At 54.6% G+C, this 15,865-nt stretch carries 16 protein-coding genes; 7 read left to right on the top strand and 9 right to left on the bottom strand.

The genetic code is table 11. The annotated features are described in order from the left end of the window. Positions 1–28 precede the first annotated feature (28 nt). Entirely contained in the window at positions 29–865 is an 837-nt protein-coding gene (locus AB8880_01310; GenBank protein XDZ66058.1) for an EamA family transporter, read from the top strand. A 101-nt stretch (positions 866–966) separates the two neighbouring features. On the opposite strand, the gene AB8880_01305 is transcribed toward AB8880_01310, so the two are convergent. After that, positions 967–1,905 (bottom strand): pirin family protein, encoded by a 939-nt coding sequence (locus tag AB8880_01305; protein ID XDZ66057.1) that lies wholly within the window; start codon positions 1,903–1,905, stop codon positions 967–969. A gap of 104 nt (positions 1,906–2,009) precedes the next feature. Here AB8880_01305 and AB8880_01300 point away from each other — a divergent pair, with 104 nt between their 5' ends. Then, positions 2,010–2,447: a YqaA family protein gene (locus AB8880_01300; protein ID XDZ66056.1), complete on the top strand. Its 438-nt coding sequence runs from the start codon at positions 2,010–2,012 to the stop codon at positions 2,445–2,447. A 51-nt stretch (positions 2,448–2,498) separates the two neighbouring features. On the opposite strand, the gene AB8880_01295 is transcribed toward AB8880_01300, so the two are convergent. The 4 genes from AB8880_01295 to AB8880_01280 form a co-directional block, all read right to left on the bottom strand. Further along, the gene (locus AB8880_01295; GenBank protein XDZ66055.1) at positions 2,499–3,074 is read right to left on the bottom strand and encodes an HD domain-containing protein; all 576 of its coding nucleotides are present in this window, start codon (positions 3,072–3,074) and stop codon (positions 2,499–2,501) included. Further along, positions 3,071–4,213: a TauD/TfdA family dioxygenase gene (locus AB8880_01290; GenBank protein ID XDZ67087.1), complete on the bottom strand. Its 1,143-nt coding sequence runs from the start codon at positions 4,211–4,213 to the stop codon at positions 3,071–3,073. Before AB8880_01290 ends, AB8880_01295 begins: the two co-directional genes overlap by 4 nt. Positions 4,214–4,309: 96 nt before the next feature. Further along, the gene (gene arsJ / locus AB8880_01285; GenBank protein ID XDZ66054.1) at positions 4,310–5,509 is read right to left on the bottom strand and encodes an organoarsenical effux MFS transporter ArsJ; all 1,200 of its coding nucleotides are present in this window, start codon (positions 5,507–5,509) and stop codon (positions 4,310–4,312) included. Continuing rightward, complete coding sequence (locus AB8880_01280; GenBank protein ID XDZ66053.1) at positions 5,506–6,546, bottom strand: ArsJ-associated glyceraldehyde-3-phosphate dehydrogenase; 1,041 nt, start codon at positions 6,544–6,546, stop codon at positions 5,506–5,508. Before AB8880_01280 ends, arsJ begins: the two co-directional genes overlap by 4 nt. A gap of 205 nt (positions 6,547–6,751) precedes the next feature. On the opposite strand from AB8880_01280, the gene AB8880_01275 reads away from it, so the two are divergent. Genes AB8880_01275 through AB8880_01265 form a run of 3 tightly spaced genes read left to right on the top strand, consistent with a single transcriptional unit; the run spans position 6,752 to position 9,290 of the window. Then, positions 6,752–7,558 (top strand): UDP-2,3-diacylglucosamine diphosphatase, encoded by an 807-nt coding sequence (locus AB8880_01275; protein ID XDZ66052.1) that lies wholly within the window; start codon positions 6,752–6,754, stop codon positions 7,556–7,558. After that, positions 7,558–8,967 carry a diacylglycerol kinase gene (locus AB8880_01270; protein XDZ66051.1) on the top strand — a complete coding sequence of 470 codons (1,410 nt, stop codon included), beginning with the start codon at positions 7,558–7,560 and terminating at the stop codon, positions 8,965–8,967. Before AB8880_01275 ends, AB8880_01270 begins: the two co-directional genes overlap by 1 nt. Before the next feature lie 59 nt (positions 8,968–9,026). Beyond that, positions 9,027–9,290, top strand: coding sequence for a hypothetical protein (locus AB8880_01265; protein XDZ67097.1), 264 nt, complete (start codon positions 9,027–9,029; stop codon positions 9,288–9,290). Positions 9,291–9,576: 286 nt separating this feature from the next. Here the strand turns inward: AB8880_01265 and AB8880_01260 are convergent, their stop codons facing one another. Genes AB8880_01260 through AB8880_01245 form a run of 4 tightly spaced genes read right to left on the bottom strand, consistent with a single transcriptional unit; the run spans position 9,577 to position 13,175 of the window. Beyond that, a complete protein-coding gene (locus AB8880_01260; protein XDZ66050.1) occupies positions 9,577–10,956 on the bottom strand; it encodes an FAD-binding oxidoreductase in 1,380 nt (459 codons plus the stop codon). Positions 10,957–11,008: 52 nt separating this feature from the next. Next, positions 11,009–11,458, bottom strand: coding sequence for a CoA-binding protein (locus tag AB8880_01255; GenBank protein XDZ67086.1), 450 nt, complete (start codon positions 11,456–11,458; stop codon positions 11,009–11,011). Positions 11,459–11,466: 8 nt separating this feature from the next. Further along, positions 11,467–11,829, bottom strand: a complete 363-nt coding sequence (locus AB8880_01250; GenBank protein ID XDZ66049.1) for a 2Fe-2S iron-sulfur cluster-binding protein — start codon at positions 11,827–11,829, stop codon at positions 11,467–11,469. Further along, positions 11,826–13,175: a selenium-binding family protein gene (locus AB8880_01245; protein XDZ66048.1), complete on the bottom strand. Its 1,350-nt coding sequence runs from the start codon at positions 13,173–13,175 to the stop codon at positions 11,826–11,828. Before AB8880_01245 ends, AB8880_01250 begins: the two co-directional genes overlap by 4 nt. 340 nt (positions 13,176–13,515) lie before the next feature. On the opposite strand from AB8880_01245, the gene AB8880_01240 reads away from it, so the two are divergent. Both AB8880_01240 and AB8880_01235 read left to right on the top strand, forming a co-directional pair. Further along, positions 13,516–14,925, top strand: a complete 1,410-nt coding sequence (locus AB8880_01240; protein XDZ66047.1) for a circularly permuted type 2 ATP-grasp protein — start codon at positions 13,516–13,518, stop codon at positions 14,923–14,925. Next, positions 14,926–15,864: an alpha-E domain-containing protein gene (locus AB8880_01235; GenBank protein ID XDZ66046.1), complete on the top strand. Its 939-nt coding sequence runs from the start codon at positions 14,926–14,928 to the stop codon at positions 15,862–15,864. Position 15,865 lies beyond the last annotated feature (1 nt).

The raw sequence follows: 15,865 nt of genomic DNA, 5'->3' as shown, positions 1-15,865 counted from the left end.
AGGATCTTGACCCGTTCCGGCCAGGCCCATGACGCCTGAGGTTTTCAGCATCGTTCTGGTTGCGGCCCTGATGCACGCAACCTGGAATGCGGTGATCAAGGGCGCCGCTGACCGGACTGTTACCTTCGGGCTTGTTTCGATCGGCCATACCCTGCCAGCGCTTGCGGCGGTGCCTTTCCTGCCTCTGCCCGACCCTGAAATGATCCCCTATATCATCGCCTCGACGATTATTCACTGGGGGTATTATTATCTTCTGAACATGTCCTACCGGTTTGGTGATCTGTCGCTTGTCTACCCGATTGCGCGTGGATCAACGCCGCTGCTTGTGGCCATCCCGGCGTTTCTGTTTCTTGGTGAAGAGCTTTCGGCAAGCGGCTGGGCCGGGCTGCTCATGGTTTCCGCCGGAATCATGATCCTCAGCCTCAGGCCTTCCCGTACCGGACGGCCTCTCCTGGCCGTTGCGCTCGCCCTTGGCACGGCTTTGACCATTGCCGCCTATTCGCTGGTGGACGGCCTTGGCGTGCGCATCTCCGAGAAGACCTTTTCCTATATCGCGTGGCTGTTTGTTGCCGAAGGCCTGATTGTCATCTTTATCTTCTCAACACGGATGGAACGGCTGCGCGCGTTAAGCCGGACACAGATGGTGACCGGCCTTGCCGGCGGGGCGCTTTCCGCCTTCGCCTATGCGCTTGCGCTCTACGCCAAGACGCTGGCTCCGCTCGGCATGGTCTCCGCGCTCAGGGAAACATCGGTGATCTTTGCGGCAATGATCGGCTTGTTCTGGTTTGGTGAAGGCCCGGCACGTCCGCGGCTCATCGCCGCGGTCATCGTCGCCGCGGGCATTTTCCTTTTATCTCTTTCCTGAACCGTCAACGGCTGGACCACGCGCAAGCGTTGCGATGCGCCCTGCGCCCGGGCAAGGGGATTTCCCGAAAGGCCCGGTCCGGCAAGGCGAATTGAGGCGTGCTACCTGCCCCGTGAATTCATCCACCCCTCGGCGCCGGTCTTGACGAACTGTCCGGTATTGAGTTCGCGGAAAGCTTCCTGCAGTTCCGCCCTTGTGTTCATGACGATCGGCCCGTGCCAGGCAACCGGTTCACGAAGAGGCGCGCCGGAAATGAGCAGGAAGCGAACCCCCTCTTCCCCTGCTGTCACTTCAACCTCATCACCAGCGCCAAACACCACCAGCGTGCGATTTCCAGACTTATCCCTGATCTTCAGCTCCTCGCCATTGAATTCCTTTTCCACATTGACACCAAACGGCGCCGATGCATTGCCGAAACTGGCGCTGCCCTCAAAAATATAGGCAAATCCCTGGCGTCGTGTATCGAAAGGAAACCTCTTCTTCACGTTCGGCAGCAGCGTGATATCAAGATAGGATGGATCGGTATCAATCCCGTCCACCGCCCCGCGATAGCCGCGATAATCCCCGGCGATGACCCGGATATGTGTCCCGTCATCATCGGTCAGCGCTGAAATATCCCCCGATTTGATATCCTGATACCGGGGGGTGCACATCTTCTGATGGCTGGGCAGATTGGCCCAGAGCTGAAAGCCGTGCATCTGGCCTTTTGCGTTGCCGGTGGGCATTTCCTGATGGATGATACCGGAGCCCGCGGTCATCCACTGCACATCGCCGTCGCTCAACACACCGTGATTGCCCAGCGAGTCGCCATGTTCAACATTTCCCTTAAGGACATAGGTAATGGTTTCAATCCCGCGATGGGGATGCCATGGAAAGCCTTTCAGATACTGATCCGGAATGTCGTTGCGAAAATCATCCATCATCAGGAACGGATCAAACATATCGGTGTCGCCAAACCCGAACACACGATGAAGATGAACGCCAGCCCCTTCCATGGTGGGTTTCGCCTGGCTGCTTAGACTGATGGGACGGATCGACATGGGTAACCTGCTCCGGGTTAGGTAGACTTACATGCTATTAATCTGGTATCGCCTTTGCATATTTCAACAACTTGCCGCCGCCGACAATATGAGAAATAGCCGCAATGACTGAAATCATGGCTTACGCCGGAATATTTGCCGCCGCATTTCTGGCGGCGACGATCCTGCCGGCACAATCCGAAGTCGGGCTTGCTTTATTGATATCTTCCGGCACATATTCGGCAGCCTTGCTGCTGTTTTTCGCCAGCCTCGGCAATACGCTGGGCTCGGTGGTCAACTGGTATCTTGGCCGAAGCCTTGAGCGGCTGAAATCAAGAACGTGGTTTCCGGTGGGGGAAAGGCAACTCGATCGTGCCAGAAGATGGTACGAAAAATTCGGCTGGTGGAGCCTTCTGTTGAGCTGGGTGCCGATCATCGGCGATCCGATCACGGTTGCAAGCGGCTTTTTCCGAACCCCTTTCCTTCTTTTCCTCGTGGTCGTTGCGGTGGCAAAGACCTCGCGTTACATGGTGGTCGCGGCCATCACCCTTGAGCTGCTGTGATGGGGAAAAGCTGCGCGCCGGCGCGGCGCTGCCCCCCCGATACGCCGATGTTCAGCCCGCCTCAACCCCGGCAACCCTGTAGAGCATGGGCAAATAGTGATCAAGCGGGGGCACGTCCATGCCGGTGATCTTGCCCTGATCATCGCAACGCCGGACAAGGACAATGCGTTCAAACCCGGGGATGCGCTCGAACGCCTTGCATTCATCGTCACCCATCGGCCCGCCCTGCAGTTTCAGCGAGTGTTTCGACGCATCGGAAAGATCGTCATAATACTCTTTATCAACCGCGCAAAGATATCGTTTGGCGGCAACATGGTGTCGAACACAATCCACCACGGTTGCCGGAAAGATGCCTTCGATCAGCATGGCGCCTGCATCCTCGTGCATGCGATCCATGACATCATTCATCTCAAACGAGCCAAGTTCGGAGGTGAAATGCCCCACATCATGAACAAGTGCACCGATCACGGCGTCTTCATCGCCGCCTGCTTCCGCCGCGAAATAGGCCGCCTGCAACATATGCTCGCCGATTGTAACGGGCTCACCCAGATATTCTTCTGCTCCATTGGTCCTGAAAATGGTGATGATCCGGTCAATGACCTGACGCCGAGCTTCTTCTGTCATCATGCTGTTCTTTCCTTTTCCATGGCCGCCAGAGTTGAGTAAAGCCCATCCTTATCGGGATAACACCCCTGAAGCCAGCGCGAGCCTTCCCCGCTATAGCCGTTACGGGCATGAAGAACCCTGGTGTTTTCAACAACAAAGCACTCCCCCGGCGCAAGTTTGAAACTGACCTGCATCGACGGGGCCTCGATAATTTCTGCAAAGCGCCGCCAGGCACGATAGTAATCCGCCATGGAATCATAGGGGATATCGGTCAAGGCCGCTGCTGACCTGTTGTTAAAGCGGATGGTAATGACTTCCCCATCAGGGGTGGTTTCGATCATTGGTCGCCGTGAATTAAGGGCAACACCCTTGCTGCCTTCATAGGAAAATCGTGCGCAATGACTGGCAAGCAGGGCAAAGGCGGCGGTGTCTTCTTCAGCCAGCAATCTGGCTGCATGAAAGCCATCCACGACAATACTGTCACCGCCATGGGCCGAATTTTCAAGGCAATAGAGGATCTGCATCGACGGCACCGGATCACGATAGGGATTATCGGTATGCGCCTGAAGCCCAAGACCGGTATAGGCAAGATTGACCGGGTTGACCTCTGTTCTGACTTCAAACCATTTGCCGTAATTGGTTTCGCGTACAAATCCGAACAGGCTGGCCACCTCCATCAATGCCCCGCTTTTGACAGGGCCGCCCTCAAGTTTTGCAAATCCATACCGCCGCAGATCAGCAAGCCAGCCATACAAGGCGTCGCCGTCTTCCCTGACGTTGTTGAAATCCGCCACCGGCAAAGCCCGGCTTAGGCGACTGTCCCATGTCTCAACCCAATCCGCAAACCAGCAGCCCCTCGACCCCGGTTCGCGATCATAGCAATGCGAGATCAGCCATGCCGGATCATAGGCAACCTCAAGGTCACGGTCGCTATAGGTGATGGTGATAATATTATCTTCAAGTCGTGCCTTACGGATCACCACATTTTCGGGAATGTCCTGAATGGTGACCAGCCGCTGGCCATTGCCCGATGCCCTTGTTTTATCATCGGTGGCATTATCCCTCAGCCAGATTGCGTGAAACCTGATCACCTTTCCATCCGGCAGATGGCAATTCAGGCTCTGGCCCGTATCATCAATGGAAATGGATTGGATGGTCATCATTATTTCTCAACATCTCATCCTTTTCAGCGTATCACCGAAAACATGATCAACAAAGAGGTATCAGTAGCCTGTGATACGGTTTTCACCCCGGATTCATGGTGGCGGAAGCCGCCTTACCACAAGCGCCGTGATGACCAGAAACACCGTTGATCCGGCAAGGCAGGCCAGCAATCCACCCTGCTGGTAAAGAAGCCCTGACAAGAATGTGCCAACCAGCCGCCCTGCGGCATTGGCCGCATAATAAAAGCCGATATCTTCCGCGGCTTTCCTGCTGCCGGCATAGGCAACAATAAGAAAAGAGTGCAGAGAGGAGTTCACGGCAAAGACCACCCCGAAGACAAGGAGGCCTGAAATCAATATCAGCACATCCGGCTTCACCATCATGAAGCCAGAAAGACCCAGCGGAACAAGCGCGAGCGCCACGGCCCATCCCACCATTGCAGCCGAAGAAACGGCGCCGGCACGGGCGGCGGCGGTGCGCATGATCTCAGGTGCGATACCCTGAACACCGCCGTAAATCACCGTCCAGATGGCAAGGAACCCGCCTGCTTCCCAGAAACTCCAGCCATTGGCATAAAGAAAGACGGGGAGCGCGACGACAAACCAGATATCCCGCGCCCCGAAAAGAAAAATCCGCGCCATCGCAATCGCATTCACCGCAGGGGATTTGCTGAACAATTCCCGGATTGTCCTGGACGAAACACCTGCTCCGAGTCTTGGCGGAAGGGTTACCGCCACCATCACGGCGAGAAGCCCGAGCAGGCCTGCCAAGAGCCACAGCCCGCCACGGAACCCGATCGTGGTCAACATGACCCCGCCCAAAAGAAACCCTGCCCCTTTCATGGCGTTCTTTGAGCCGGTGAACCAGGCAACCCACCGGAAGAGGCCTTCACCTTCATCGATCTGGACAACCTTGATGGCGGATTTCGAGGCGGTCTTGGTGATGTCTTTGGCGAGCCCGGCAATGCCTTGTGCTACCAGAACCCAGATGACGGAAAGAACAGGATCAAATGCCGGGTCAAGAAACGATAGCAGTAATAAACCAGAAACTTGCAATGCCATCCCGAGCAGCAGCATTCTCGGGATGCCGAAGCGGGTTGCGAGCCAGCCGCCGCCAAGATTGGCAACGATCCCTGCCGCTTCGTAAAGAAGGAAAAGAAGCGCAAGGGTAAAGGGCGAATACCCGAGCGTGAAGAAATGAAACAGGACAAGGATGCGCAAGGCACCATCCGAGAGCGTGAACCCCCAATACGATCCGGTGACGGTCAGATACTGGCTGAGGGATGTTCTCATTGGTCGAGGTCAGCCATCTTTTTCGCCAGATCCACCATCCGGCAGGCATAACCCATCTCATTATCATACCAGGCATAGACTTTGAGCATCGTGCCATCGGTCACCAGCGTGCTGGCCGCATCGACGATCGAGCTCCGCGTATCGTTCACGTAATCCGCCGAGACAAGAGGCCGTTCTTCAAGGCCGAGGATGCCGGCAAGCTCATTTTCAGCTGCTTCGGCAAAATATTCGTTCACTTCTTCTGTGCTGGTGGGGCGGGCAAGTTCAAACACCGCGTCGGTCAGGCTGGCATTGAGCACCGGCGCCCGCACGGCGTGACCGTTCAGCCTGCCCTGAAGCTCGGAATAGATCAACCCGATGGCTTTCGCACTGCCGGTGGAGGTCGGGATAAGCGAGGTCATGGCGGAACGTGCACGCCGCAAATCCTTATGCGGTGCGTCAACAATCACATTCGTATTGGTGGGGTCGTGAATAGTGGTGATCTGGCCATGGCGTATGCCGATCTTCTCATGCACAACCTTGACGATCGGTGCAAGGCAGTTGGTGGTGCAAGACGCCGCCGTCACCAGATGATGCATCTCGGGGTTATAAAGGTGGTCATTGATCCCGAAGACGATATTGAGGGCGCGGCTATCCTGGACCGGGGCCGCAACCATGACCTTGCGAATCCCTTTGGCAAAATATCCCGCCAGTTTTTCCGGCGTGCGGAACTTGCCGGTGCATTCAAGGACAAGATCACAACCATGCGCGGCCCAATCGACACTTTCGGGCATCTCACATGAAGAAAAACCCATGCGGCGGCCATCGATGGTGATGCTGTTTTCATCGGATTGAATATCCGCGCGCCAACGTCCATGCACGGTATCAAATTCGAGAAGATGTGCCGTGCTCTCAGCCCCGCCCTTTACCTCGTTCAGATGCATGATTTCAAGCCGTGTATCCGGGTTTCGGTCTTTCGCATCGCGGAGAACACCACCCAAAGCCGCCCTCAGCACCAGACGGCCAATGCGGCCCATGCCATTAATGCCAATCTTCATGATAAAATCCTGCCAAATAAGGGGATTTATACCGAATAAATGTGACAGGTTTATTGCAAGTGATCTTTCCTTCAAGACCGGAAGGGTTGACGCAATCCCCCAAGACGGCCTTTCAATGCAACATGATTGAAACCTCACGGTAATATTTCTGCAATATCGGGTTTTTATAGCTCATTCATGTTTTCTGGCATCAGGGGTTTTCGCCTTGAATACCGTCCTTGAGCATCAGCTTTATTTCCGCACGATCTGGATATCGGATACCCATCTTGGCACGAGTGGGGCCCGGGCAATGGAACTGTTGCATTTTCTGAAACACACCCGCAGCGAAACGCTCTATCTGGTGGGTGATATCATCGATGGCTGGCAGCTGAAGAAAAGATGGTACTGGCCCCAGCCGCATAACGACGTCATTCAGAAAATCCTGCGAAAGGCACGGCACGGCACCAAGGTTTACTATATTCCCGGCAATCACGATGAAGCGGCGCGCGAATTCACCGGCCTGACCTTCGGGGAGATCGAGATCTGTGAAGACGCGGTGCATGTCACCTCGCAAGGCAAGCGTTTCTGGATCGTGCATGGTGATCTTTTCGACAACGTGATCCAGCACGCACGGTGGCTGGCCTATCTTGGCGATACGGCCTATGTCCTGTTGCTCAAGATCAATCACTGGCTCAACCTGTTGCGGCGGTTTTTCAACATGCCGTACTGGTCTTTTTCCCAGTATCTCAAGCACAAGGTCAAACACGCGGTATCGTTTATCTCGGCGTTTGAAACCGCCATGGTGAGGGAAGCCCGGCGGCGGGACTGCACGGGCGTGATCTGCGGCCATATTCACAAACCTGAAATCCGCCATATCGACGATGTGCTGTATTGCAACGATGGCGACTGGGTTGAATCCATGACTGCGCTGGTCGAGCACCATGATGGCCGGTTTGAAATTCTGAACTGGTCGGAAATGATGAAGGTTTCCGTTGTCTCCGGGGAAACTCTGCGTGAAATGAAGGAGGCCTGATGCCCGAGTGCGGCCAAAAAATCCTGATCGTAACCGATGCCTGGTATCCGCAGGTCAACGGGGTGGTGCGAAGTCTCACCCATACAAGAGATGCGCTGATTGAAATGGGCCATGACGTGACCATGCTGACGCCGGAGCTGTTCCGCACGGTGCCCTGCCCGACTTACCCGGAAATCAGGTTGTCGCTGATGCCGGGAAGCCGGGTTGCCTCCTTTATTCACCATCTGTCACCAGATATTATCCATATTGCCACCGAAGGCCCGCTGGGGCTGGCGGCCAGGAATTTTGCCCGCCGCCATGGGCTCAACTTCACCACCGCCTATCACACGAGATTTCCCGAATATGTCCATTCCCGCTTTCGTATCCCCTTAAGCCTGACCTATGGGTTTCTTCGCTGGTTTCATCGCCCTGCTACGGTGGTGATGGTGCCGACGAAAACCGTCGAGGAAGACCTGAAGCGCTGGCGTATCGGCACGCCCGTGCTCTGGCCACGCGGGGTGGATCTTGACCTGTTCCGTCCTGCCCGGCGGCGCAAGACCAATCCGAAGCCTGTCTTTCTCTATGTCGGCAGGGTCGCGGTGGAAAAGAATATCGAAGCGTTTCTCAGCCTTGATCTGGACGGCGAAAAATGGGTGGTGGGTGATGGCCCGTCTCTTGAAAAGCTCAAGGCCAGATATCCTGATGCTGTCTATTTCGGCATGAAATCGAAAGAGGAATTGCCCGAGTTCTACCGCAAGGCGGATGTTTTCGTCTTCCCGTCGAGGACAGATACATTCGGCCTTGTCCTGCTGGAAGCCATGGCCTGCGGTCTGCCGGTGGCGGCCTATCCGGTCACCGGGCCGATCGATGTGGTCGGTGCATCCGGTGCCGGCGTCCTTGACGATGATCTTGGCGCAGCCTGCCGGGAGGCCCTTGATATTGCGCGGCAACAGGTCCGTCGTCATGCAGAGACATTTTCATGGCAGGCGGCAACATCTGTTTTTGCCGAGCATCTCGTGAAAACACGGCCGGATGATTCCTATCACATCATTGACAATCCCTATAAGAATAATACCGGGATGAAAAGGGCGTTCAACGCGGCACGACATTCCATCTCCGGGCTCAGGTTTGCGATCACCGAGGAAAGTGCGTTCCGGCAGGAATTGCTGCTTGGTGTGCCCTTGCTGGTGCTGGCGTTTCTCCTGCCCGTTGATCTCTTCGAGCAGATGATGATGATCTGCTCGGTGCTTCTTGTCTTTATCGTCGAATTGCTCAATTCGAGTATCGAAGCGGCGGTTGACCGCATCTCCCTCTCCCGCCATGACCTGTCACGACGGGCCAAGGATTACGGCAGCGCGGCGGTGATGATGGCGCTGATTTTCTGCGGCATTGTCTATGCGACCTGCATCACCATGGCGCTGACAACCTGAAATGGCACGGCAGGCTCAAGCATATTTTGCTCAATCAACGGGTTATCATGCGGTCTGGGGTGAAGTTTCCCGGCGGTGGTGGTGAAACTGGCCAGGCCTCCGAGCAGATTTACAGCGAAAAGAAAACCATCACGGTTCCCAAAACTCCCTTGAGTCCCGACTCTATCGATGGCTTTCCAGTGATATCATTCACCTTCATCGGTAATGCCCATAAAAATCCTGTGACCCTTATGGGCTTTGCTAAGGGAGGCTTTATTGGTTTTTCTTCTCAGCCTGTTTTGCTTCCCAGGCGGCTTTCTTTGTCGCGTATTGATCTTCTGTGAGGCTGTGCCAGCCAACGCATTTGCCAGTTGGGCTGCGTCCACAACCGCAGGTATTTGCTTCACTCATTCGATTCTCCTTGTCGAAAAGATTAAAGGTAAGCCTTATGTAGAATATCATCCCTGCTTTTCCATGCGCCCCATGCACATTTTTTGTGGCCGCACGCTTTGAGAGGTTGAATAGTTGACAAAGTGGTGCCCGAGGGCGAGGCGAGAACCACCGAAACGCGGATGTCCAGCATACCGCTTTTAAGATATCGTCATTTATATTAGTTGATTGCAGGGGAGCTCACGCGCCGAAGAGTTTGCCAGGATTGAGGATATCATCGGGGTCGAGTGCTTTTTTCACCGCGATCATGACCTCCACCGCCGGGCCCATCTCCTGCCTGAGATACGCCATCTTGCCCTGGCCGATCCCGTGCTCGCCGGTGCAGGTGCCGCCCATGGAAATGGCGCGTTCGGACAGCCTTTCCGAAAACCCCTTGATCTTCGCCCAGGTCTCCGCGTCATCGGGCAGCGCCATGGGCAGGGTATGGAAATTCCCATCCCCCACATGACCGACGATGGGTGAGATGATGCCGGTGGACTCGATATCACGGCGGGTCTCCTCAACACATTCCGCCAGGCGTGATATCGGCACGCAGACATCAGTCGATATCCCCTCCCCCCCGGGCAGGAGCGCCAGCGCCGCCCAGAACGCATCGTGACGCGCCTTCCAAAGCTTGCCCCTCTCTTCAGGATCGGTGGTCCATTTGAACGCATGCGGGGTGTGCTCGGCGGCGATCTCACCAAACATCTCCGACTGCTCCCGCACGCCATTTTCGGTGCCATGAAATTCGAGCAAGAGCAAGGTTTCCTCCGGTAGTTCAAGCCCGGAATACTGGTTGCAGGCCTTAACCTGCACCGCGTCCAGCAACTCGATCCGGGCCACGGGGATGCCATACTGGATGGTCGTGATCACCGCGTTGCAGGCGGCCTCGACGCTGGGAAAAGAACAGATGCCGCCGGCGATGGTCTCCGGGATGCCATGGAGCTTGACCGTCAGTTCCGTGATGATCCCGAGCGTGCCCTCAGAGCCGATGAGAAGCCTTGTTAGGTCATACCCGGCGGCCGATTTCTTGGCCCGGCTGCCGGTGCGGATCACCGAGCCATCCGCCATCACCGCCTCCAGCGCGAGGATATTATCCTTCATCGTCCCGTAGCGTACAGCATTAGTCCCGGAAGCCCGGGTCGCCGCCATCCCGCCAAGGCTGGCATTGGCCCCGGGATCAATCGGGAAGAAAAGCCCCTTGTCACGGAGATGGGTGTTGAGCGCCTCCCGCGTCACCCCGGGCTGGACCACGGCATCGAGATCGTCTTCATGCACCGCCAGCACCTTGTCCATCGCGTTCATGTCGATGGAAACCCCGCCCTTAGGCGCGTTCACATGCCCTTCAAGCGATGAGCCGACACCAAAGGGAATGACCGGGCAGTGATGCTCCCGGCAGACCGAGACAACCGCCGCCACATCTTCGGTGGAATGGGCGAAGATGACCGCATCGGGCAACTCGCTCCTGATCTGGGTCGTTGTGTGGCTGTGATGCTGGCGCACGCTTTGAGAGGTTGAAAGCCGGTCACCAAAACGCTGCTTCAGGATATTGATCGCAGTTTCAATTGAAGGGCTGGTCATTTTCTGGCTTTCCCGGGCTACTGCTTTAAGGTGATGGCCGTCTTTTCTCTCATCAGATTTTGAGATCGAGGCGCGGCTTCCAGAAGGGGCGGAAGAGCTCAATCTTCGGGCAGCGGTTCATCACCACCCTGAGCCCTGCGTCTTCAGCGAGGCGCGCGGCTTCATGATCCACCACGCCGATCTGCCCCCACAGCACTTTCGCGCCGATGGCGATCGCTTCCTCTGCCACACCATAGAGGTCTTCAGGCTTGCGGAAAACCTCCACCATATCCACCGGCCGGTCAATGGCAGCGAGGCTCGGGTAGACTTTAAGCCCCCTGATCTCTTCAAGCCCCGGCCGCGGGTTGATCGGGATCATGTCATAGCCGGTCTCATGCAACACCCGCAAGACACCATAGCTGAACTTGGTCTTGTCGGGGCTCGCGCCGACCATGGCGATCGTCTTCACCGAAGAGAGGATATCTTGCAGATATTCATCCGTGTAAGGTTCATCATGGTTCATATACGCCATCAGTCTATATCCTTCGGTGTTGCAATATCGGCCTTTAATTCATGGGGTGCAAGCGGATCCAGAAACGGGTTGCGGTAGAGTTTATCATGGCTTTCCACCCCGATCTCAAAAATGCAGTCGCTTTTGGCCCGGGCAACGCAGAGTATGACATATCCATCGCTGATCTGCCGATTGTTGAGGGCTACCTGGGCCCGTTGGTCCACCTCACCCTCGATGAGTTTTGCAGCGCAGGTGATACAGCCGCCATATTTGCACCCATAGGGGAGGTCTACCCCCTGATCGCGCAACTCATCAAGGAGAGGCTTACGGCCCTTCACCTGATAAGTGGCGTTATCCTGATTGGCGATGGTAATGGTGATCATAGCCAGATATCGCTTGTGCAATCACCGCCGGGATACCGCATCTCATGGCACCGTGACGGGCCGTTCGGCTCACCACCGAAATTGACGATGAAATCAGGGTTGATCGACATCCCGCCATTGATCGGATCGCAGTCGATCATCACCATGACGCCGCCTTTCTCACGTATCTCGGGATAGAACTGATTGTCCCATGTTGAAAAGAGCGAGGTGGTGACGTAAAGCCGCCGCCCATCAAGTGAAAGCTGGAACATCTGCGGGCCGCCCGCCATCTCAACCCCGTTGACCACCGGCGCCCGGCCCAGAAGCCCGCCCATCCAGACCTGGCCTGTCAGTTTGGGGTTATGCGGGTCCGAGATATCGTATTGCCGCATATCGCCATGGAGCCAGTTGTTGAGATAAAGGTATCTGTCGTCCATTGAGACAAGGATCGCCGACATCACCCCCGGCACCGGGATGGGCCAGTCGGGATGCGGCTCGTTTGCCACATCGATGATCTTCTCCCATTGCCAGTTGCCGGCATCGTTCTTCCACCAGTGGATCACGTTGGTGCTGAGCGCCGCGCCGCAGAAGCCATGGGTGCTGTCCGGGTTGTGGTGAAATTTGACCTCCAGCGGGATCAGCCCGTCTTCGCCGAGATAAAAACTCTCTATCGGCTCACGTTTTTCGAAATCCCAGAAATGGAGCTCACGCCCGTATTTGAGATGGCCGACTTCTTCCAGATCAAAGCCGGGCATAAAGGTGTTCGGTGCCGCCCATTCCGACGAGACCATCACGTTATGCCGCGGCTGGTACCAGAAATCATAGCCGAATTTGATTTCCCCCATGGAATTCTCCCAGCGGCCCACAATCTCAAAATCCTTGTTGAGATGAAGATACCCGCCCGGTGCCTCGCCCTTCGCGTTGCCGAGGAAGGAGATGATGATCTCACTGCCGAGGCAATGCACCGTATGCGGGCCGGAGAGATCGGCCTTTGATTTGATCTCTGCGCCATCAATCACCTTATGGAGGCGCGGCGCCCGCGGGTCGGTGGCGGTATCGACAATATGCAGATTGTTTGATCGCACCCCGGGCAGGATCAGATATTTGCGGGACATGCTCGCATCATCATGGCAGGAGGAACACGCGTTCCAGCCCATGTGATGCAACTCATCGCCGATCCCCGGCATCTCAAGCCGGTGGATCACCTGACTATAGGTCGGGCTGTCGGGGTCAACATCCACGGTGGCCAGATAATCCGGCTTCTGGATACCTGTGCCGGTATAGATGGCTATCGTATAAAGCAGCTTCTCCCGCGGCGCCCTGATCGCGTCTTGAGGGCTTGCATAACCCGGGCCACAACATTCCATTATCCAGTCTCCCTCTATTAATTCTTATTATAATCCCATCTGGTCGGCAATCGCCACAATTCGGTGTATATCCCGAAGCACCGGTTTTTCGATCAGCTTGCCGTCGATCACCACCAGGCCCGGCACTGGCCGCCGCAACGCCGATCAGCAGAGATGAACTTTTAGCGAAGATGGCCAGCCATCACCAGACCCCACCCATTCACCAGCCATTATCACCTTAACAAAGTACAGCGGTGCGGTTTTTGCATACCCGATGGCAAAAATTAACACTTTTTTGAACAATGCTTTTCTGTTCAAACTATAGTGTAATTAAGCGCCAGTCGCGCGGAGTCAGGTGACGATGTTTGATGAGATGTTAAGCAGCCAAAGTGAAGATGGTCGTGAACCATACAAAAAGCTTTTGGCGTGGCTAAACAGTCAGGACTTGAAAAAACTCTCAACAAAGTCTGCCACAGCTGAAGAACTTTTCCGTCGGGTGGGTATCACCTTCAATGTATACGGTGACAAAGAAGCTGAAGAGCGCTTAATACCTTTTGATCTGATACCCAGGATTCTATCAGCGGATGAATGGCGAGGATTGGAGCGCGGCATCATACAGCGCGTTGCTGCAATAAATGCGTTTCTTAATGATATCTATAATGGTCAGGAAATCATTAAAGCAGGAATAATTCCTGCGGATTTGATATACAAGAATAAAGCTTTCCTGCCACAAATGTGCGGTTTCACCCCTCCGGGAGGTGTCTATACTCATATTGTTGGTGTGGACATAGTTCGGACAGGTCCAAACGATTTCTTTGTTTTGGAGGATAATGCCAGGGTTCCTTCTGGCGTATCATACATGCTTGAAAATCGCTCTACGATGCAGCACATGTTTCCAGAGCTCTTTACAACTCACCAGATAAAACCAATCAGCGGTTACCCAAAAGAGCTTTTCAAGTCACTTTCGTCCTGTGCCAAAACCAATACCAGTGACCCGAATATTGTTGTGCTGACACCAGGCATTTTCAATTCAGCCTATTACGAACACTCGTTTCTGGCTGACGAGATGGGTGTTGAGCTTGTGCAGGGCTCTGATTTGGAAATCTGCGACGGACGGGTGATGATCCGCACCACCGCCGGCACAGAAACTGTTGATGTCATTTACCGACGGGTTGATGATGAATTTCTTGATCCCCTTTCATTCAATCCCAACAGTCTGCTTGGTACACCCGGCCTCTTTGATGCCTACCGGAACGGGAGTGTAATACTTGCCAATGCTCCGGGAACGGGCATTGCTGATGATAAGGCAATTTATTCATATGTGCCCGAAATCATCAGATTTTATACAGGCGAAAGAGCGTTGCTAAACAATATTCCAACCTGGCGCTGTGCCGAGGCTGACAATCTGAGCTATGTGCTTGACCATTTGAATGAACTGGTGGTCAAAGAGGTGCATGGTTCAGGCGGTTACGGAATGCTGGTCGGTCCTGCTGCAAGCAAACGCGAACTGGCAGCCTTTGCACGAAAACTCAGAGCTAATCCGGGTAAATATGTCGCTCAACCGACTCTGGCACTGTCCACCGTGCCAATCCTCACAAAAAGCGGTCTCGCGCCACGCCATGTTGACTTACGGCCATTTGTACTTGTGTCACCCGACTCCATAAAGGTCACGCCCGGCGGGTTAACCCGAGTCGCCCTTAAAAAAGGGTCATTGGTGGTAAACTCAAGCCAGGGTGGGGGCACCAAAGATACTTGGGTGTTAGGATCATAAATGCTTGGACGCCACGGTGACAATTTATTCTGGATGGCGCGCTACCTTGAGCGCAGCGAGAATACTGCGCGCCGGATTCAGGCCGCCCTGCACCATGCCTTATCGCGAGAGGATGAAGGCCAGGAGGAATGGACCGCCATAGTTGTCTATGATGGGCTAGCAACCGTCTTTGATGAAAAATACGGCACTCCCTCAACAACAAACGTCATCAATTTCCTGCTTCGAGACAGAGATAACCTGAATAGCGTAATATCGCTCATGTCGAAAGCCAGACAAAACGGCCGGTCGGTTCGCACATCTCTTACGCAAGAGGTCTGGTTGTCACTGAATGAAAGCTGGATCGCCTGCGAGGCGGCATTGAAAAGACCTGTGAACATCCACGATCTGCCGACAATTCTTGAAGGCATCATAAAGGGGAGTTCCCTGTTCCGCGGCGCGCTTTATGGAACAATGCTGCATAATGATATCTTCAATTTCATATGTCTTGGCACCTATATCGAGCGGGCAGACAACACTATCAGAACCGTAGACGCGAAATATCACCGCCTATTGCCAACTGCCAAGGTTATCGGAGGCAGTGAGGATCAGAGCCAGTGGGAAGTCATGCTTCGTTCCCTTGCTGCGTGGCGTTCATTCAATTGGCTGAAAAAAGGCCGCCTTGACCCCCTTGGGGTTTCCGACTTTTTGATTTTTGACGAACGTATGCCGAGGTCGATAAATTTTTGCTATAAGGAGATGAGTTCAAATCTTGAAGAACTTTCCAACTCCTATGGCAGAGATTATAAAAGTTTAGACATGGCGCGTGAGATTTGTCTGGATCTAAATCATGCCCGGTCACAGATTATAAAGAAAATCAATCTCAGGGACTTTATCAACGAACATATTGTAAAGAACAATCAATTAAGCCTGACCATCGCCAGTGATTTTAATTTCAATTAAC

This window comes from Alphaproteobacteria bacterium LSUCC0684 (genome assembly GCA_041228335.1).
GTDB lineage: Bacteria > Pseudomonadota > Alphaproteobacteria > Puniceispirillales > UBA1172.
The sequence above is the reverse complement of the archived record's forward strand: the minus strand, read 5'-3'. Positions and strand labels throughout refer to the sequence as shown.

Excerpts from the sequence above, each read along its gene's own strand:
- AB8880_01310 (XDZ66058.1), top strand. The coding sequence starts at position 29 with ATGACGCCTGAGGTTTTCAGCATCGTTCTGGTTGCGGCCCTGATGCAC.
- AB8880_01305 (XDZ66057.1), bottom strand. The coding sequence starts at position 1,905 with ATGTCGATCCGTCCCATCAGTCTAAGCAGCCAGGCGAAACCCACCATG.
- AB8880_01300 (XDZ66056.1), top strand. The coding sequence starts at position 2,010 with ATGACTGAAATCATGGCTTACGCCGGAATATTTGCCGCCGCATTTCTG.
- AB8880_01295 (XDZ66055.1), bottom strand. The coding sequence starts at position 3,074 with ATGATGACAGAAGAAGCTCGGCGTCAGGTCATTGACCGGATCATCACC.
- AB8880_01290 (XDZ67087.1), bottom strand. The coding sequence starts at position 4,213 with ATGACCATCCAATCCATTTCCATTGATGATACGGGCCAGAGCCTGAAT.
- arsJ (XDZ66054.1), bottom strand. The coding sequence starts at position 5,509 with ATGAGAACATCCCTCAGCCAGTATCTGACCGTCACCGGATCGTATTGG.
- AB8880_01280 (XDZ66053.1), bottom strand. The coding sequence starts at position 6,546 with ATGAAGATTGGCATTAATGGCATGGGCCGCATTGGCCGTCTGGTGCTG.
- AB8880_01270 (XDZ66051.1), top strand. The coding sequence starts at position 7,558 with ATGCCCGAGTGCGGCCAAAAAATCCTGATCGTAACCGATGCCTGGTAT.
- AB8880_01260 (XDZ66050.1), bottom strand. The coding sequence starts at position 10,956 with ATGACCAGCCCTTCAATTGAAACTGCGATCAATATCCTGAAGCAGCGT.
- AB8880_01255 (XDZ67086.1), bottom strand. The coding sequence starts at position 11,458 with ATGAACCATGATGAACCTTACACGGATGAATATCTGCAAGATATCCTC.
- AB8880_01250 (XDZ66049.1), bottom strand. The coding sequence starts at position 11,829 with ATGATCACCATTACCATCGCCAATCAGGATAACGCCACTTATCAGGTG.
- AB8880_01245 (XDZ66048.1), bottom strand. The coding sequence starts at position 13,175 with ATGGAATGTTGTGGCCCGGGTTATGCAAGCCCTCAAGACGCGATCAGG.
- AB8880_01240 (XDZ66047.1), top strand. The coding sequence starts at position 13,516 with ATGTTTGATGAGATGTTAAGCAGCCAAAGTGAAGATGGTCGTGAACCA.
- AB8880_01235 (XDZ66046.1), top strand. The coding sequence starts at position 14,926 with ATGCTTGGACGCCACGGTGACAATTTATTCTGGATGGCGCGCTACCTT.